We start from the raw sequence: 18,346 nt of genomic DNA, 5'->3' as shown, positions 1-18,346 counted from the left end.
CAATGGACAGGAAAAAGGTACTTGTCGTCGGTGGCGCCGGCTTCATCGGAAGCAATACGGCAAAGCTGTTGAGTGCGCAGGGTTTTGAGCCTGTCGTTTACGACAATCTGTCGACCGGCAACCGGGAGGCCGTCCGCTGGGGACGTCTCGTCGAAGGCGATATCCTCGATACGCAGAGGCTCGGCGCCGCGATCGATGAGGACAAGCCGGTCGCCGTGATCCATTTTGCGGCTTCGGCCTATGTCGGCGAATCCGTCGTGGACCCGGCGAAATACTACCGCAACAATGTCAGCGGCACCCTGTCCCTGCTGGAGGCCTGCCGGCTTGCAGGGGTGCGCAACCTCATTTTTTCCTCGAGCTGCGCGACCTACGGTGTCCCTGACAGCCTGCCGATCCGCGAGGGGGCAAGCCAGCGCCCGATCAATCCCTATGGCCGCACGAAACTGATCGCAGAGCAGATGCTGGCCGATTATGCGGTGGCCTACGATCTGCACTATGTGGCGCTGCGCTATTTCAACGCTTCCGGCGCGGATATCGATGGTGAGCTCGGCGAAGCGCACGATCCGGAAACGCACCTCATCCCGCGTGCCATGATGGCCGCCGCCGGCAGCATCGATGTGCTGGAAGTCTATGGCGACGACTACGACACGCCGGATGGCACCTGCATCCGCGACTATATCCATGTGGGCGATCTCGCCCGCGCACATGTGCTGGCGGTCGAGCATCTGCTCGGCGGCGGCGGCAACCTGGCCGTCAATCTCGGCACGGGGCGCGGCACCTCGATCAGGGAGATCCTGGAATCCATCCGGCGCCTGACGGGGCGCGCGGTACCCATCGTGCTGCGCCCGCGCCGCGCCGGCGATCCTCCGGCGCTCTATGCGGATCCTGCGCTTGCGGCGGAGACGCTGGGCTTCCGCGCCGTCTATTCCGATCTCGATACCATCATCCGCACGGCCGCTCCGTTCTTCGGCCTGGAGGTGCGGGCATGAAGAGGCGTCGGAGAGACCGCAGCCGGAGCCGCGATGTTCCCCTGATGGTGCCGGTCTTCACCGGCTGGCAGCGGGTGGGATTTCTCGTCGGCATGGGCCTTTGGGTCGTCGCGCTTGGCGTTTTCTGGATCTGGTGGCTGCAGCCGGCCCATCATGCCTCCTGGATGGGGTCGATCGTGGTGACGGGGATCCTCGCCTGGGGCACCCTGCTGCCGGCCTACTTCGTCTTTCTGTCCTTCCGCGCCTGCCGGCCGAACGGGCCGCTGAGGCTGCCGCGCGGCAGCCGCGTGGCGATGGTGGTGACGAAGGCGCCTTCCGAGCCCTTCTCGCTGCTTGCCGAAACCCTGAGCGCCATGCTCGCCCAGGAGGTGCCGCACGATACCTGGCTCGCCGACGAAGATCCGACCCCCGAGACGCTCGAATGGTGCCGCCGCAATGGCGTCTTCGTCTCGACCCGGAAGGGGAGGGAGGAGTATCACCGCAAGGTCTGGCCGCGGCGCACGCGCTGCAAGGAAGGCAACCTTGCCTTCTTCTACGATCAGTATGGCTATGACCGCTACGATTTCGTCGTGCAGCTCGATGCCGATCACGTGCCGGCGCCCGGTTATCTCTTCGAGATGCTGCGGCCCTTTGCCGATGCGGGTGTGGGCTACGTTTCCGCGCCGAGCATCTGCAGCCGCAATGCGGCAGGAAGCTGGGCGGCCCGCGGCCGCCTCTATGCGGAAGCCTGCATGCATGGCGCCTTGCAGGCCGGCTACAACAACGGCTTCGCCCCGCTCTGCTTCGGCTCGCACTATGCGGTGCGCACCAGGGCGCTGAAGGAGATCGGCGGCCTCGGCCCGGAGCTTGCCGAGGACCATTCCACCACGATGATGATGAACGCCCATGGATGGCGCGGGGTGCATGCGCTCGATGCCATTGCCTATGGCGACGGACCGAGCACCTTTGCCGACCTCGTGACGCAGGAATTCCAGTGGTCGCGCAGCCTCATGATGATCCTTCTGCAATATTCGCCGAAACTGTGCCGCACGCTGCCGTTTCGCCTGAGATTCCAGTTCATGTTCGCACAGTTCTGGTATCCGCTGCTCTCGCTCTTCATGGCGCTGATGTTCCTCCTGCCGATCGTCGCGCTGGTGACGGGGATCAATTTCGTCACGGTCACCTATCTCGACTTCCTCGGCCATTACCTGCCCCAGGCGACCCTCTTGATCCTTCTGGCCTATGGCTGGCGCGCCTCGCGCACCTTCCGGCCGCATGACGCGAAAGTGCTGAGTTTCGAGGTGACGCTGTTTCTCTTCGCGCGGTGGCCCTGGGCGCTGGCGGGCACGCTTGCGGCGCTGCGCGACTGGTCGACGGGCTCGTTCGTCGATTTCCGCATCACGCCGAAGGGCGTGTCCGAGGTCGATCCCCTGCCGCTGCGCGTGCTGGCGCCCTACGCCTTCATGGCGATTGCTTCCATCCTGCCGGTTCTGCTCATTCCGGAGGCCAATGACAGCAGCCGGGGCTTCTACATCTTCGCGATCATGAATGCGGCGATCTACACGGTGCTGCTCGTCGTGGTCGTCGTTCAGCACGCCCGCGAGAACAGGGTTCGCTATCCGGCCCGTTCCTACCGGCCGGTGATGGCGGCAAGCCTTGCCGCCCTGGTGGCGCTGCCCTGCTTCGCCGCGGCGGAGCGCGGTCGGGACGGCATCGAGTCGCTGGCCTGGGGCACGGAGAGCTTCGCCCTCTTTGAAAACCGCTTCTCCGTGTCCGGTGCGGGGGTCGGCGGCCATGACGTGCACAGGACCATCTTCAATCCCCACTGGCGCGTCCTGCGTCCGGTGGTCGTGAAAGGCAACAGGAGACTGTAGACGATGAAGATCGCAGTTATTGGAACCGGCTATGTCGGACTGGTCAGCGGCGCCTGCTTTGCCAATTGGGGCCATCAGGTCGCGTGCGTCGACAAGAATGCGCAGAAGATCGCAGCTCTGCAGAACGGCATCGTGCCGATCTACGAGCCGGGCCTCGACGAACTCGTCGAGCGCAATTTCGGGGCAGGGCGCCTGTCGTTCACCTGCGATCTGCTCGAGGCGGTCAAGGGCGCGGCGATGGTGCTCATCGCCGTCGGCACGCCGCCGCGCGCCGCCCACGGCGATGCGGACCTGTCCTTCGTCTTCTCGGCGGCGCGTGAGCTGGCGCCGCTGATCGACGACGATACGGTCGTGGTCGTGAAGTCCACCGTTCCCGTGGGCACCGGCGACATCGTGCAGAAGATCATCGGATCGGTCCGCGAGGCCGGGACGTTCTCCGTCGCATCGAACCCGGAGTTCCTGCGCGAGGGTGTCGCGATCAGCGATTTCCTCGAGCCCGATCGTGTCGTGGTCGGGGTCGAGGACGATCGTGCCCGCGCGCGTCTGACGGAACTCTACGGGGTGCCGCTGAAGGCGCGCAAGACGCCGATCATCGTCACGCAGCGCCGCACGTCGGAGCTGATAAAATATGCCGCCAACGCATTCCTGGCGACCAAGATCACCTTCATCAACGAGCTGGCGGATCTTTGCGAGCAGGTGGGCAGCGATGTCAGCCAGCTTGCCGTCGGCATCGGGCTCGACAAGCGGATCGGGACGAGTTTCCTGAATGCCGGGCCGGGCTATGGCGGCTCCTGCTTCCCGAAGGACACGATGGCGCTGCTGCGGACCGCCCAGGACTATGGCGTTCCCCTGCGCATCGTCGAGGAGACCGTGACGGCCAACGAGGCGCGCAAGCGCCGGATGGCCCTCAAGGTGACCGACGCCCTGGACGGCGACGTCGAGGGACTGACCATCGCGGTGCTGGGCCTGACCTTCAAGCCCGATACGGACGACATGCGCGAGGCCCCCGCCGTCCCGCTCATCGAGACGCTGCAGCGTTTCGGCGCGCATATCCGGGCCTATGACCCGGTCGGAACCGAAAATGCCCGGCGGGTCCTGTCGGATGTCGACCTCCATACGGACGCCTATGAATGCGCCCGCGATGCGGATGCCGTGGTCGTCGTGACGGAGTGGGACGATATCCGCAATCTCGATCTTATGCGTCTCCGGCGGATCATGCGCCAGGGCGTTCTGGTCGACCTTCGCAACGCCTTCGACCCCGCAAGGGCGGAACAGGCGGGCTTCCGGGTCTCGGCCATCGGCCGCCGTTCGACGGCGAACCGCTACGAAGCGCATACCGCGACCGGCCACTCCCAGGTGCCGGGCCATGCCGTCTTCGCCCGGAAGGCGGAGAATGTCCAACCCCAAAGCGCAGGAGGCTCCATTGACCATAGATGAATCGACAATGCAGCAGAAACCGCGCCGGTTCCGAAGGCTGGCGGTGCTCGCCATGGCGGCATCCCTGCTTGCGGGGGCGGCCCGGGCCGAAAACGTCGCAATTCCCTCGGATGCCCGTCCGATGACGGCGCTGGAGCTCTACACGCTCTACCGCGACAAGAGCTGGCAATGGGAAAACGGCGCGGGGCTGATGCGGGAGGCGGACCGGCAGTTCAGCGCCTGGGTCCGCGGCGAGAAGTGGAACTCCTGGGCAGAAGGACGCTGGGCCATCACCGATACCGGCCTCCTGTGCCTCAAGGCGACGTGGCATACGCAGGAAGGGTCGGCGCCGATCAAGTCCTGTTTTTCCCACCGGATCGCCGCGGGCACGATCTATCAGAAACGTGAACCCGACGGGCAGTGGTATGTCTTCCGCCATGCCATTCCCCAAAAGGGTGATGAGGCCAGCAAGCTGGTTGCCGCCGATCTGGTCTCCCAGCAGCGTGACGCCATTCAAGCTGCGCTCGGCGTAGCTCCGTCAACCGAACAGTGAGGGAGGAGAAGTTATGCAAAATTTCTTGAAACTGGCTGTGGTTCTGCTCGGCAGCGTTGCCATGTCCGGCAGCGTCCTTGCGACCGGCGACGTGTCGGGGGCCAGTACCGACACGCGCTTCAACGACAAGCGCCCCGTGATATCGACGGGTTCGCTGACCCTGGGTGCCTACGATCCCCATGGCGATTTCGCCAATGATTCCAACTCCAAGATCGAGCACCTCTTCCTCCCCTGGGAGGATGTCGATCTGGCGACCCTCACGGCCGCCGACGACTATGCCCGCGCACGGGGGCGCTCGCTCCTGATCAGCGTCGAGCCGTGGTCCTGGGCGCGCGACTGGCGCGTCAGCCCGGACGATCTCCTGAAAGGTATCCTTGCGGGAGAATACGATACCAACATGGCAGGCATCTGCGCGGCGGCGGCCAAGCTGAAGAGCCCCGTGACGATCCGCTGGGCACAGGAAATGGACGACAAGAGCGGCCAGTTCACCTGGGCCTTCTGGAAGCCGGAGGGCTATGTGAAGGCCTACCGCCATGTCGTCGATGTCTGCCGCATGAGCCTGCCGAAGGCGCAATACATGTGGTCGCCGAAGGGCGAGCCGGGGCTGGAAGCCTACTATCCGGGTGACCGCTATGTCGACGTCGTCGGCCTGTCGGTCTTCGCCTATCAGCCCTATGACAAGCTGGAATTCGGGCGCGACACGACATTCGTCGAGCGCACGAAGCCCGGCTACGACCGTGTCGCGGGTTTCGGCAAGCCGATCGTCATCGCGGAATTCGGCTATGAAGGCAGCAATGACTACGTGCGTGCCTGGGCGGCGGATGCCAACAAGCCGCATGCGGAATTTCCGGGCCTGACCGCGGTCGTCTATTTCAACGATCTCGAGGTCTATCCCTGGCCGCGCAATGTCGGGAGGCCGAAATGGCGCGTGGCCGATCATCCCCTGAATTGATCTCAAGCGTGCGGGGTCGCCCGCGGGAAATTTTTGTTCGAACGGAGGGTAAAATGGTGTCGATCCGTTTCTTGTGCATGAATGCTGTACTCTCTGTCCTGTTGGTAGCAGGCCAGGCGACCGCCGGATCCAAACCCCGGACGGTCGACGCGACGGCGGCCCGTGCCGTCGCCGCAACGCCGATGAAAACCAGCGAACTCGAAAGGATGTATGCCGGCCGGACCTGGAAATGGAAAACCGGTGGCGGGTATTTCTCCGGCGAGTCCGAAACGCGCTGGTTCCTGCCGGCCGACTCGAAACGCTTTGCCGGCTGGGTTCGTGAGGGCAAGGCCCGGTATTATGGCGAAGGCAGCTGGTATGCGATGGATGGCGGAAAAGTGTGCATGAACGCCCGTTGGGGCGGCAAGCGCAGCAGCAGCCATGCGATCAACTGCTTCCTGCATCGCGAGAAGGACGGCGTCATCTACCAGAAGCCGACCATCGGCGGGAAATGGTATGTGTTCCGGCACAATCCCGTGCAGAAATACGATGAAGTGCAGCGGCTGATCAGCGGCGATCTGGCGTCGAGGGAAGTCGCGCGCATCAAGGACATACGCTGACAGAAACGAAAAAGCTGCCGGGCGATCCGTCCGGCAGCTTTCTTGTCATCGTCAGCCCGTCGAGGCCGGACCGCCAGCCAAGAGCATTTCCAGCCGAAGCGAGATCGCTTCGGCGTCGGAGAATGCCCTAGATGCCGCGGCAGCGCGCCTTCTGGCCAAAGCCGCTCGGCGTGCAGACGTAGAGGCTGTTGTTCAGATAGTCGGCCGCCGAAATTTTCATGACCTGGCCGCGGGGATTCTTGCGGTAGCGGACCTCGTTGCCGACCCAGTATTTCACGAGATAGACCGACTTGGTCTGAACCTTCGGCTTGCCGGCGTCTCCGGCCTGGGCGCATGCCCCAAGGGCGGTCGACATGGCCATCGCGAGCACAATGGTGGCCGTCCATTTCGGGCGGGTCTTCAGGGCATGGGAACGAGTCTTATCGAACGTCATCTGTATCTCCGGTGCCCCTTGCTGGGCCGGGAAAGGTGTAGTGCATCCGTGTTAAGATTTCGGATACGCTGTTTGGGCATTTCCAGCCGTTGGCCGGGACGTGTTTACCATCTGGAAATGGCGCAAGGCTTATCTGCACAGGATGCCGACAGGCGTTTCCCGCCAAGGCAGGAACCACATGGATGGCAACATCCGCATTCTCTTGATGCGACGGCCCATAAAGCACGCTGGCCGGAAAGTCGAGGGCAGGCAGGTGCACGGGCTGTGGAAACAGCCGCCATGGATGGAACCGGCAGGCCATGCCAGGAGGCGGCGCAAACCGCGCCGCGCCACGATTTTTGCCTGTCTGCTCGATGAGACGGGCCGTTTTTACCCTATTGTGGAAAATGACCGATAAGGCAATCTTATCCAGCATTATATGTGAAAGACGAGGCGTGCGGTTAAGCCGCAATTTACAGCATAAACTGCATACTCTCTATATGTTGGTGGTGCAATTGACCCGTCATTCCGCTCGTATGACCTATCGGACGTGAAGCTGGGCGGGGTTGTGGGTGATCGTGCTTCGTTTCGGCGGCTCTGCGGTTTCTCCCGATCGGCGCGGATCGCCGGGGTGCACTGCCTTGTTCGCTTTCGCCGGAGCCTTGCCGTTCCTGGTCTGGACACCCTCCTGCTCGAGGCGATCCCGGGTCAGTGCAAGGCCGGTATCCACATTCGCCTGGCCGCCATCCCTACAATATGAAACGGAGCACGAAGATCATTGCCGCGGCCGGAGAAACCGCAGAATGGCAGCCCATCGAACCATTGCCGCATCGCCAAGTGGGCAAGGATGACGACGGCCGCTGCACATGGTCTTCATCCTGGTGAAAATACTGCAAATTCAAGTGCCGAGCACGGTCCACGCACAGGTTTCCTAGAATGTTGCGATCCGTGAATGGCTTTTGGCAATGACGGCAAGCTCCGCCTCGACCGTCTTCACCAACGCCGTCACCATGGAGGGGAGGGCGCGGCCAAGCCGCGTGACGATGTAGACGCTGCGCCATGCCACCGGCTCGACGAGCCCGAGGAAGGCGATGCGGTTGTCGGGAAGGAACTCTGCTGCCAGCGCCGGTGCCGTGGTGATGCCGAGACCGTTTTCGATCAGGGCCCAGAGCGTCGGATAGGTCGATACCTCGTATTTCGGCACGCGGATGGACTCGGGAAGGTGCTCCATTTGCGAGAGGATCGGGCCGGTCGCCGTGTCCAGCGTCAGGCCGACGAAATTGTGGTTGGCGAGATCGGCCCAGCGCAGCACACCGTCTTGTGCAGTTGCATGCAGGGGATGCGTGTGGCGAAGGAAGAGGCCGAGCTGGTCCTTGAACAGCGGCTTGAAAACCAGCTCGGCATCGGGGCCGTCCATGCTGGCAAAGCCGATATCCACCTCGTTGCGCCGCACGAGACGGCGCACGTCGTTCGAGTTTCCCTCGCGAAGCTGGACGCGAAGTCCCGGCCGGGAGGCGAGAAACGCCTCCAGGATGCGGGGCATGATCTTGGTTGCGATCGAGCTGACCACACCGACGCGGATGCAGCTGTTTCGGCTCGAGGCCGTCAGCCGGATGTTGCGGATCGCCAGGTCGAAATCGTCGACGACACGTTCGGCCACCGGGAAGAGATCGGTTCCTTCCTGGGTCAGGATGACGTTGCGCGTCGTCCGGTCGAACAGCGTCCCTCCGACGATGTCTTCCAGCTGCTGGATCGTCATCGTCAGCGACGGTTGCGACAGATGCAACTCCGTTGCTGCGCGCGTGAAACTGCGATGCTTCGCGACGCTGAGAAACGCCCGAAGGTGGCGGATGGTCGCGGTGTAGGACGGGGAGGGCAGAGCCTGGGGTTGTGGGCCGACCATCGAATATCTCCAGACGTTTATTTATAGTTCATTGTGATCAATCCCGAAAGTTTTTCAATTTGATTTATCGAATCCTGGCGCCTTTAATGATGGTCACGGGTCGCAGCCACTCATCCTCGGCGCGGAATAAACCCAACCAACAAGGGGAACAGGATGTTGAATATGTTGACGAAACGCCATCTGGCGGCGGCTTTCGCTTGCCTTGTCGCCAGTTCCGCCCTCGTGGCTCCGGCTTCCGCGCTGGCACAGACGGTTGTCATCGGTTCCGAAGGCGCCATACCGCCGCTGGATCCGCACCGCATGACCGGCACGCCCGGTCTTCGGGTGATCGATGCGATCTACGACCCGCTCGTGCGGGAGGATCTGTCGGTCGTGACCGATACGGCACCGGCGCTGAAGGGCAGCCTCGCCGAAAGCTGGACCGTGAGCGACGATGGCCTGGTCTACCGGTTTGCGTTGCGCTCCGGCGTCAAGTTCCACGATGGCACGGATTTCAATGCGGACGCCGTCCAGGCCAATTTCGCCAGGATCATGGACAAGGCGTCGCCGGCCTATGACGAGCGTGCCGCCGGCAACATGACCTTCCTCACCCGCTGGATCGCCGGCACGGCGGCGATCGATGCGCAGACCTTCGAGATCAAGGTGAAGGAGCCGTTTTCGGGTCTGTTGCGCCTTCTCAGCGACCGCCGCTCCGGCATCATCAGTCCGGCCGCGATGGCGGCTCACAAGGGCGATGCGATGGGCTTGAACCCTGTCGGAACCGGGCCGTTCCGGCTGGAGGCCTTTCAGCAGGGACAGCAGCTCGATCTGAAACGGAACGAGGACTATTGGGGCGGTGCGGCCGCCGTCGATACCCTCATCTTCAGGCCTGTGACCGACCCGACCGCCATGGCGATCGCCATGCAGACCGGCCAGGTGGACATCATCCCGAGCGCAAGCTCGCAGCAGATCGCCCAGCTTTCCGTCGACCCGAGCCTGCAGATCCAGTATCCCGAGCCGGCGAACCAGTATTTCGTGCGGCTCAACACCAGGGCGCAATATACGGACAACAAGTTGTTCCGGCAGGCGCTGAACTATGCCGTCAACCGTGACAATCTGGCGGCCCTGCTCAACGGGCAGGTCACGCCGCTCGGCGGTCCGGTTCCCTCGGGCAACGAGCTGCCGGGCACGACCGGATCCATCTATGTCTATGATCCGGAAAAGGCGAAGGCGCTGCTGGCCGAAGCCGGTTTTTCCACCGGCGTCACCATCAAGCTGATGGCGCCGAACAGCGGCCCCGGTTTCGGGCAGGCCTCCGAGGTTGTCACGCTCCTGCAACAGGACCTCGGCGAGGTCGGCATCACGCTGGAGCCGCAGTTCCTCGAATTCGCGACGCTCGTTTCGACCGAGGGGCCGGGCTACAAGGATGACGTCCAGGGCTCGTTCAATGGCTGGACGACGGGCGCCGACAGTGCCTACTGGCTGGAGCGCATGTTCGCCGGCGACCAGCAGCCGCCCCGCGGCGTCAATCGCGGCTGGTTCACCAATGCCGAGGCCGACCAGCGCTTCGCCGAGGCGCGTGGCGAGAGCGACGAGGCCAAACGCCTCGACCTCTATCGGCAGGCGGCCGAGCGCATCGCCGACGATAGCCCATGGATCTTCCTCTACCAGGATCGCCTGCCGCGCGTGCTGAGCGCCCGTGTCGGCGGCATCCTGCCGGCAAGATCCGTCTTCATCGACTACCCCCGCATTCAGGTAAAGTAACCTGCTGTTTTGATTGGGATCTGAAAGAGGAGAATACGCAGATGATGTTAGGTTGGCGCGCGCGCATCGGGCAGATGAGGCCGGCGACGGCGATCGAGGGGGCCGAAGAATGGCGGTCGGTTGCGCCTGTCGGCGTTGCCTTCGCCGACGCCCGGACCATCGTGCCGCGGGTCGATGAGGAAGGCCTGAAGGTGATGATGTCGCAGGTGCTGGAAGCCTCGCGCCAGCTCGCGACCGCCAAGGTGGATCTCATCGTTCAGTGCGGTGCACCAGGCACGTTCCTGCGCGGTGTCGGTCACGACGAGGAGGTCTGTGCCCAGATCGAAGCGGAAACCGGCATCCCGGCCATCACCATGATGGCGGCGCAAATGGATGCGCTGAAGGCGCTCGGCGCCACCTCGATTGCGGTTGCGACGATCTATTCCGACGAGGTCAACGAGAAGATGGGTGCCTTCATGGAAGCCAAGGGCTTCAAGATCGCCTCCATGCTGGGCCTCCAGATCACCGATCCGTTCGATGCAAGCGTGCATGACGCCGACAGCGCCTACAGGCTCGGCAAGCAGGCGTTCAAGGCCGCCGGCAAATGCGATGCGATCCTGATCTCCTGCGGCACTTACCGCACCTTCCCGATCCTTCCCTATCTGGAAATGGATACGGGTGCAGCCGTCGTATCGAGCAACCAGGCCACACTGTGGCGCGCGCTGCGCGCCGTCGGCCTGAAGGACCAGATCCCGAACCTCGGCAAGCTCTGGTACGCCGCCTGACCGCAGAACCGCGACGGAAGAGAACGATGACGACCGTGACCGAACAGACAGTCAGGCCCGCGCGCAAATGGCGAGGAGCCTTTCGTGGCATCCTGGGCAATCCGGCGCTGGCCATCGGCCTTGGCATCCTGGCCGTCATCGTCTTCGCTGCGATCTTTGCCGACTGGATATCGCCCTTCGATCCGTTGAGGGCCAATCCGCTCGCCCGCTACAAGGGGGTGTTCTCCGGCTGGAACCTCCTCGGTACGGATGAGCTCGGGCGCGACATCCTGAGCCGCCTCATCCACGGCACGCGCTATGCGCTGCTGGTCGCGATCGTGCCGACGGTCATTGCGCTCGCCATCGGTGGCCTGCTCGGGATGATCGCCGGCTATATCGGCGGGTTCGTCGATACCGTGATCATGCGCTTCTTCGACATCATGTTCGCCTTTCCGGGCATCCTTCTGGCGCTTGGCATCAGCGCGGCGCTCGGGCCGGGGCTGTCGTCGATGATCATCGCGATGGTCGTGGTCACCGTACCCGCCTTCGGCCGCATCGTTCGCGGCGCCGTGCTGCAGGTCAAGGAAGAGGTGTTCATCGAGGCCTCCCATGCTCTCGGCTTCCGCGCCCGGCGCATCGCGCTCCGACACATCCTGCCGAACATCCTCGGGCCGGCCATCGTCTACGGCACGCTGCAGACCGGGCGGAATGTCATCCTGTCGTCGAGTCTCAGCTTTCTCGGCCTCGGCCCGCAGCCGCCTGCTCCCGAATGGGGTCAGATGCTGTCGAGCGGCCGCACGGCACTGGCGACGGCCGCCCATGTCGCGACCATTCCGGGCCTTGCCATCGTCGTGCTCGCCGTCGCCTTCAACCTCATCGGTGATGGTGCCCGCGACTACCTCGATCCACGTTTCAACAAGCAGCGGGACTAAGACGATGCTCGTGTTCGCCCTCAGACGCGCGTTCCAGATCGTTCCCGTGATCATCGGGGTCACGATCGCGACCTTCCTGCTCGCCAAGATCATCCCCGGCGATCCGGCCGACATGCTGCTCGGCGCCACGGCTTCGGAAGAGGCAAAGGAAGCGCTGCGGCTCAGCATGGGGCTGCATGAACCGGCCTATGTTCAATACCTGATCTATGTCGGCAACCTGCTGCAGGGCGATCTCGGTCAGTCCTTCACCTTTGCGCAGCCCGTTGCGACCGTCATCCTCGATCGCCTCGGCAACACGGCTCTTCTCGCCGTCGCCGCCATCATCCTTGCCGCCATCGTCGGCGTTGCGGCAGGCACCTGGGCGGCGCTGAAGCCGGGTTCGCTGCGCGACCAGTCGCTGTCGGTGATTGTCCTGTTCTTCAATTCGATGCCGTCCTTCTGGCTCGGCCTCGTGCTTATCATGATCTTCGGTCTCTATCTGCGCATCCTGCCGGTTGCGGGGATGCAGAGCGTCGGTGGCGGCGACGGCATGCTCAGCCTTGCCGCGCATATGATCCTTCCGTCGATCACCCTTGCCGCCTGGTCGCTGGCGACGATCGCCCGCATGACCCGCTCCTCGCTGCTGGAGGTCATCAACAGCGATTACGTCCGCACCGCGAGGGCGAAGGGCATGCGTGAGTCCCGTGTGGTGCTGCGCCATGCGCTGCCGAACGCGATGCCGCAGATCATCACGGTGATCGGCATGCAGATGGGCTTCCTGCTCAGCGGCGCCGTGCTGACCGAAACCATCTTCTCCTGGCCCGGCATCGGCCTTGCCATGTACCAGGCGATTTCGACCCGCGACATTCCGCTGATCCAGGGCGGCATCCTGATCCTCGCCCTGGCCTTCGTGCTCATCAATTTCGCTGTCGACGTCCTCTACTCGTACTTCAACCCGAAAATCAAACTGTGAAGGAGCCGGCCATGTCTCTCCTCACACCGCAAACGGATCCGACCCCGACAATGCCCACATCCGCCCAACAGGACGTTTTCACTTCCTATGTCAGCGGCGCCACAATCGCGCCTGCCGGCCGGAAAATCCCGCTTCATGACCCCTCGACCGGTGCCGTCTGGGCAAGTGCCGTCGTTTCTGACGACGCTGTCGAGCTTGCCGTTGCCAGCGCCGCCAAGGCCTTCGTTTCGGAGCCGTGGGCGTCGATGACGGGATATGACCGCGCATTGCTACTTCGCAAGCTCGGTGCGCTGATCGCTGCCAACGCGGATCGCCTCGGTGCGCTGGAAAGCCTTGCCAATGGCAAGAGCCATGCCGCCACTGCTGCCGAAATGAAGGCGACGGCCACCTGGTACGACTACTATGCGAGTGCGCTCGACACCCATGACGATGTCTTCCGCACCGTCTCGCGCACCGCAGACGCCCGCATCGTGCGCGAGCCGCTCGGTGTCGTCGTCGCCATCACGCCGTTCAACGGCGCACTCTCGCTCGGCTCCTGGAAGTTGGCGCCGGCGCTTGCCATGGGCAATACGGTGATCCTGAAGCCGCCGGCGGAGGCGCCGGGCTCCAGCATCGCGCTTGCCGAGCTGGCGATGGAAGCAGGTTTCCCGGCGGGCATCGTCAATGTGGTGATCGGTGATGCGGTGGCCAGCGAGGCGCTCGCGACCCATCCCGGTGTGCAGATGGTGAGTTTTACCGGCAGCACGGCGACAGCCAAGGTCCTGGGTGCAAAGGTCGCCGCCGGCATGAAGCGCTTCGTCTGCGAGGCGGGTGGCAAGTCGGCCCATATCGTCTTTGCCGATGGCGATATCGACGGTGCCGTCATTGCCGCAACGCAAGGGGCCTTTTCCGGCAGCGGTCAGACCTGCGTCGCCGGTTCGCGCATCCTTGTACAGGCCGAAATCTACGACAGCTTTGTCGAGCGCTACATCGCCTCCGTGAGCCGTATCCGTCTCGGCCATCCTGCCTCGCCAAGGGCGCATATCGGCCCGGTCGCGAACAGGCGGCAGTACGAGCGTATCAACGGTTTCGTGAACGAAGCGGTGGCAGAGGGTGCGCGCCTTGCTTCCGGTGGTCAGAAGCCCGATCTCGGGCCGGAACTCATCGATGGCTACTGGATCGCGCCGACAATCGTTCTCGATGTTTCGAGCGACATGCGGATCTGCCGCGAGGAGATTTTTGGACCCGTCGTCACCGTGCAGCGTTTCGAGACGGAAGAAGAGGCGATTTCCATGGCGAACGGCGTGGAATACGGCCTTGCCGCCGGCTTCTGGACCCGCGACGTCGGCCGCGTGCGCCGCGTCTCGCGACAACTGCAGGCCGGAACCGTCTGGGTCAACACCTATCGGGCGATCAACCTGCGTGTCCCCTTTGGCGGCTACAAACAATCCGGTATCGGCCGCGAGAACGGCGTCGAGGCCATGGACGAGTTTTCCCAGGTCAAGGCGATCGTCGTTGAATACGGCCCGGCGGCCGACCCCTTCGCAAACTGACATTCGAACGGAAAGGAAATCCGATGACACTATCGGCAAGAAAGCCCCTGTTGATCGACGCCCTGCAATACAACAAGCCGGAGCGCGCCCGCTTCGAGGAGTGGAAGCGCGGTGGCGTCGGCTGCGTGCACGTGACGCTGTCGATCTGGGAGAATGCCCGCGAAACGCTGACCGTGATCGGCGAATGGAACCGCCTTCTCGAGCAGAACGCGGACCTGATCGCCCTTGCGACGACGGGCGAGGACATCGAGCGCATCGCCGCCTCCGGGCGCACCGCGGTGGTCTACGGTTTCCAGGATACCTCGCCCTTCGAAGACGATATCGAGCTGATCGAGATCTTCTACCAGCTCGGCGTGCGCATTGCGCAGCTCACCTACAACGTCCAGAACCGGGTTGCTTCGGGGTGCTGGGAGCCTGACGAGGCCGGCGTTTCGAAATTCTTCGGCCGAAATGTCATCGCGGAAATGAACCGCGTCGGCATGGTGGTGGACGTCTCGCACTGCACGGAGCGTACCTGCTTCGACGCGATCGAATATTCTTCGCGCCCGATCGCCGTCACCCACGCCAATCCGCAGGAATTCGTCGGCACGGACATCGAGCTGAATCGCCGCAACAAGTCGACGGCGCTGATCAAGCGTCTCGCCGAGACCGGCGGCGTCATCGGCCTCAGCAACTATCCGAAGATCATGAAGAACGGGTCGGACTGCACGCTCGACACCTTCCTCGACATGGTCGCCTGGACCGTCGATCTCGTCGGTGCCGACCATGTCGGCCTCGGCACGGATTTCTACGACGGCTGGCCGGAGAGCCAGATCAAGTGGTGGCGCGCCGGCCGCTGGGCGCGCGAGAGTGCCATCCCGATCAAGGGCTTCTCGAAGTGGCCCTCGTGGTTCCAGTCTCCGGTCGATTTCCCGAACATCCTCGAAGGTCTCGAAAAGCGCGGCTTTTCCGGAGACGAGATCGCCAGGATCGCCGGCGGAAACTGGCTGAAGCTTTTCCGCGAAGGCTTCGTTCCAGCCGCCTCGGTGAAAACGGCCAACGCCGCATGAAACGGCGGTGATGGCGGGAGACACCTGTCGTCCCGCCATCACCCACCAGGATTGAACCGGAGAGCACGATGAGCCAGACCGATATGACAATGCAGGCGAGCGGAGGCGTGGGGTTTTCCATGAAGGTATCCCGCGTGGTCTACCCGCTCCTGTCGCTGATCGTGATCATTGCGGTGTGGCAGCTCGTCGTCTCGGTCGCAAAGCCCGCGCCCTATCTCCTGCCGTCGCCAGGTTCCGTGGCCTCCACGCTGATTTCGCAGTTTCCCGTGCTGATCTATCATTCGGGCATCACCGCGTTTGAAACGCTGATCGCCTTTCTGCTCAGCATCGTCGTCGCGCTGCCGCTCGCAGTGCTGATCGCACGCTTCCGCTGGTTCGAGGACGCGGTCTATCCGCTGCTCGTCACCAGTCAGGCCGTGCCGAAGGTCGCGCTGGCGCCGCTCATTCTCGTCTGGCTCGGCTTCGGCCTGCACACCAACATCGTCGTCGGCGTGCTGATGGCCTTCTTCCCGGTCGTCATCAGCGGTGTTGTCGGTCTCAAGAGCGTGCCGCAGGATATGGTCTTCCTCGGCAAGACGATGGGGCTTTCGCAGGCGCAGATGTTCCGCAAGATCTATCTGCCGCATGCGCTGCCGAGCCTCTTCGGCGGCCTGAAGGTCTGCGTGACGCTCGCCGTGGTCGGGGCTGTCGTCGGCGAGTTCGTCGGCTCGGATCGTGGCCTCGGCTATCTGATCCTCTTGTCCAGCGGACAGTTGCAGACCGCGCTGATGTTCGCTGCCCTCATCCTTCTGGTCCTCATCGGGGTCGTTAGCTTCGCCATCGTGCAATTCGTCGAGGCGCGCGTGATGCCGTGGCATCGCTCTCAGCGCCGCGACGGACATTGAGGAGCGCGCCATGGGCAAGTCCATCACAATCGACAAGGTCTCGCGGTCCTATGCCGGACTGGAAGCGCTGGTACCGACCTCCATCGACATTGAGCCGGGCGAGTTCCTCTCCATCGTCGGGCCTAGCGGGTGCGGCAAGAGCACGCTGTTGCGCATTATCGCCGGCCTCGACTTCCCGACCACGGGTACGCTTCGCATCGGCGGCCGGCCGGTCAGCAAGGCGGAAACGGATCTCGGTTTCGTCTTCCAGTCGCCGGTCCTGCTGGAATGGCGCAGCGTTATCGACAACATCCTCCTGCAGGCGGAGGCACGCGGGCTGCCGGATGCGGAATACCGTGCCAAGGCGAAGGATCTGCTGGCCGCAGCCGGTCTTGCCGGCTTCGAGAACGCCTATCCGCACCAGCTCTCGGGCGGCATGAGCCAGCGTGTCAGCGTCTGCCGCGCGCTTGTTCACGACCCGTCGCTGCTCCTGATGGACGAGCCTTTCGGTGCACTGGATGCGCTTACCCGCGACCAGATGATGGTCGACCTCCAGTCGCTCTGGCTGCGCTCGCGACCGACCGTCGTCTTCGTCACGCACTCGATCCAGGAGGCGGTGTTCCTGTCCGACCGCATCGTGGTGATGGCGCCGCGCCCCGGGCGCGTCGAAGCGGTGCTGAACGTGCCGTTGCCACGCCGTCGCCGGCTCTCGGTGCGCGGCACGCCGGAATTCAACGGGATCGTTGACCAGATCCTCGTCCATTTTGAACGCATGGGCGTCATCCGTGACGATGCCGAAGACGCAGCCTGAGATCCCTGGAAAGGAACCGAACATGAGACATTTCAAGCAGGCGGGCAGCACGCTTCTGGCCCTTGCCCTGATGAGCACGACAGCCCTTGCCGCAGACAGCATCCGCCTGCGCCTCGACTGGAGCTGGTGGGCGGGGCAGACGCCGATGATCCTTGCCAAGGAGAAGGGGTACTACGACGAGGTCGATCTCGACGTGGAGATCGCGCAGGGACAGGGATCGAAGACCACGACCATGGTGGTCGGCGAAAATGCCGATCCGATCGGCCATGCCAACCTTTCAACCGTCGCCCAGTCGGTTTCCGCGGGCGTGCCGATCACTGCCGTTGCCGGCTGGTGGCAGCAGGGCCCGATCTCGCTGATCTGCGCCGATCCGTCCATCAAGACGCCGGCCGATGTGAAGGGCAAGCGCATCGGTTCCACGCCGACCGGCTCCGACGGCCAGATCCTGCCCGCCTTCCTCAAGGCCAACGGCCTTGAACTGACCGACATCTCGCTCGTCAACATGCCCGGCGACGCGAAGTTCGCGGGTATCGCTTCCGGCCAGCTCGATTGCATCAGCGGCGACGACTACTTCTACACCCCCCAGCTCAAGGCGCAGGGCAAGGCGGTTTCGGTGCTGAAATATGCCGATTGGGGCGTAACCAATCTCGGCTTCGGCATCGTCGTCAACAATGAGTATCTGGCGCAGAACCCGGACATCGTGAAGCGCTTCCTCGCCGCAACGAGGAAGGGCATGGAATACACCTTCGCCCACAAGGACGAGGCCGTCGAAATCTTCCTCAAGGTTTCCGGCAACACCCAGCCGGCCGAGTTCCACCGCAGCGTGCTCGATGCCTATGAGGCTTCGCTCCACACCAAGGAGAGCGCGGGCAAGCCGCTCGGCTGGATGGCTGAGGCGGACTGGGAGGCGATGAACAAGACGCTCGCCGAATTCGGCTCGATGCTCGGCAAGAAGGAGGCGACCGCCTACTTCTCCAACGATCATCTGCCGCAATAGCCCGCACTGAACGCGGGCGGTTCGCCCGCCCGCCCTCTATCGCAAGC

Annotated in this window: 18 protein-coding genes; 16 read left to right on the top strand and 2 right to left on the bottom strand. The window is 63.5% G+C overall.

All coding sequences use genetic code 11. The annotated features are described in order from the left end of the window. The first annotated feature begins 2 nt into the window (after positions 1 to 2). From galE to EXZ48_RS15105, 6 genes are read left to right on the top strand one after another with little or no spacing between them, the layout of a single operon-like run. Positions 3 to 989, top strand: coding sequence for a UDP-glucose 4-epimerase GalE (galE, locus tag EXZ48_RS15130; RefSeq protein ID WP_050744260.1), 987 nt, complete (start codon positions 3 to 5; stop codon positions 987 to 989). Continuing rightward, entirely contained in the window at positions 986 to 2,842 is a 1,857-nt protein-coding gene (locus EXZ48_RS15125) for a glycosyltransferase family 2 protein (protein ID WP_130516762.1), read from the top strand. The genes galE and EXZ48_RS15125 overlap by 4 nt, the downstream gene beginning before the upstream one ends. Before the next feature lie 3 nt (positions 2,843 to 2,845). Beyond that, a complete protein-coding gene (locus EXZ48_RS15120; RefSeq protein ID WP_023515727.1) occupies positions 2,846 to 4,279 on the top strand; it encodes a UDP-glucose/GDP-mannose dehydrogenase family protein in 1,434 nt (477 codons plus the stop codon). A 7-nt stretch (positions 4,280 to 4,286) separates the two neighbouring features. Then, positions 4,287 to 4,811 carry a DUF995 domain-containing protein gene (locus EXZ48_RS15115; protein ID WP_037404977.1) on the top strand — a complete coding sequence of 175 codons (525 nt, stop codon included), beginning with the start codon at positions 4,287 to 4,289 and terminating at the stop codon, positions 4,809 to 4,811. A 13-nt stretch (positions 4,812 to 4,824) separates the two neighbouring features. After that, a complete protein-coding gene (locus EXZ48_RS15110) occupies positions 4,825 to 5,763 on the top strand; it encodes a glycoside hydrolase family 26 protein (protein ID WP_023515729.1) in 939 nt (312 codons plus the stop codon). A gap of 53 nt (positions 5,764 to 5,816) precedes the next feature. Next, the gene (locus EXZ48_RS15105; RefSeq protein ID WP_023515730.1) at positions 5,817 to 6,362 is read left to right on the top strand and encodes a DUF995 domain-containing protein; all 546 of its coding nucleotides are present in this window, start codon (positions 5,817 to 5,819) and stop codon (positions 6,360 to 6,362) included. Positions 6,363 to 6,489: 127 nt separating this feature from the next. On the opposite strand, the gene EXZ48_RS15100 is transcribed toward EXZ48_RS15105, so the two are convergent. Next, positions 6,490 to 6,795, bottom strand: a complete 306-nt coding sequence (locus EXZ48_RS15100) for a hypothetical protein (protein WP_023515731.1) — start codon at positions 6,793 to 6,795, stop codon at positions 6,490 to 6,492. A 178-nt stretch (positions 6,796 to 6,973) separates the two neighbouring features. Between EXZ48_RS15100 and EXZ48_RS15095 the strand changes: the two genes are divergently transcribed. Continuing rightward, the gene (locus EXZ48_RS15095) at positions 6,974 to 7,192 is read left to right on the top strand and encodes a hypothetical protein (RefSeq protein ID WP_037404979.1); all 219 of its coding nucleotides are present in this window, start codon (positions 6,974 to 6,976) and stop codon (positions 7,190 to 7,192) included. A gap of 513 nt (positions 7,193 to 7,705) precedes the next feature. On the opposite strand, the gene EXZ48_RS15090 is transcribed toward EXZ48_RS15095, so the two are convergent. After that, complete coding sequence (locus EXZ48_RS15090; protein WP_023512300.1) at positions 7,706 to 8,677, bottom strand: LysR family transcriptional regulator; 972 nt, start codon at positions 8,675 to 8,677, stop codon at positions 7,706 to 7,708. Between the two features lie 162 nt (positions 8,678 to 8,839). Between EXZ48_RS15090 and EXZ48_RS15085 the strand changes: the two genes are divergently transcribed. From EXZ48_RS15085 to EXZ48_RS15045, 9 genes are all read left to right on the top strand, one after another. Then, the gene (locus tag EXZ48_RS15085) at positions 8,840 to 10,420 is read left to right on the top strand and encodes an ABC transporter substrate-binding protein (RefSeq protein WP_207900428.1); all 1,581 of its coding nucleotides are present in this window, start codon (positions 8,840 to 8,842) and stop codon (positions 10,418 to 10,420) included. A gap of 41 nt (positions 10,421 to 10,461) precedes the next feature. Beyond that, positions 10,462 to 11,184 (top strand): aspartate/glutamate racemase family protein, encoded by a 723-nt coding sequence (locus EXZ48_RS15080; protein WP_023512302.1) that lies wholly within the window; start codon positions 10,462 to 10,464, stop codon positions 11,182 to 11,184. 26 nt (positions 11,185 to 11,210) lie between these two features. Beyond that, positions 11,211 to 12,095: an ABC transporter permease gene (locus EXZ48_RS15075; protein ID WP_130516759.1), complete on the top strand. Its 885-nt coding sequence runs from the start codon at positions 11,211 to 11,213 to the stop codon at positions 12,093 to 12,095. A gap of 4 nt (positions 12,096 to 12,099) precedes the next feature. Continuing rightward, complete coding sequence (locus tag EXZ48_RS15070) at positions 12,100 to 13,047, top strand: ABC transporter permease (RefSeq protein ID WP_023512304.1); 948 nt, start codon at positions 12,100 to 12,102, stop codon at positions 13,045 to 13,047. A gap of 11 nt (positions 13,048 to 13,058) precedes the next feature. Next, positions 13,059 to 14,579: an aldehyde dehydrogenase family protein gene (locus EXZ48_RS15065; protein ID WP_245462099.1), complete on the top strand. Its 1,521-nt coding sequence runs from the start codon at positions 13,059 to 13,061 to the stop codon at positions 14,577 to 14,579. Between the two features lie 23 nt (positions 14,580 to 14,602). Then, positions 14,603 to 15,628, top strand: coding sequence for a dipeptidase (locus tag EXZ48_RS15060; protein WP_207900426.1), 1,026 nt, complete (start codon positions 14,603 to 14,605; stop codon positions 15,626 to 15,628). 68 nt (positions 15,629 to 15,696) lie between these two features. Then, positions 15,697 to 16,512 (top strand): ABC transporter permease, encoded by an 816-nt coding sequence (locus EXZ48_RS15055; RefSeq protein WP_130516757.1) that lies wholly within the window; start codon positions 15,697 to 15,699, stop codon positions 16,510 to 16,512. A gap of 10 nt (positions 16,513 to 16,522) precedes the next feature. Continuing rightward, entirely contained in the window at positions 16,523 to 17,302 is a 780-nt protein-coding gene (locus tag EXZ48_RS15050; protein WP_130516755.1) for an ABC transporter ATP-binding protein, read from the top strand. A gap of 22 nt (positions 17,303 to 17,324) precedes the next feature. Next, complete coding sequence (locus EXZ48_RS15045; RefSeq protein WP_165909358.1) at positions 17,325 to 18,299, top strand: ABC transporter substrate-binding protein; 975 nt, start codon at positions 17,325 to 17,327, stop codon at positions 18,297 to 18,299. Positions 18,300 to 18,346 lie beyond the last annotated feature (47 nt).

Origin of the sequence: Shinella sp. JR1-6 (genome assembly GCF_004284735.1) — a bacterium.
Classification (GTDB): Bacteria; Pseudomonadota; Alphaproteobacteria; order Rhizobiales; family Rhizobiaceae; genus Shinella.
The sequence above is the reverse complement of the archived record's forward strand: the minus strand, read 5'-3'. Positions and strand labels throughout refer to the sequence as shown.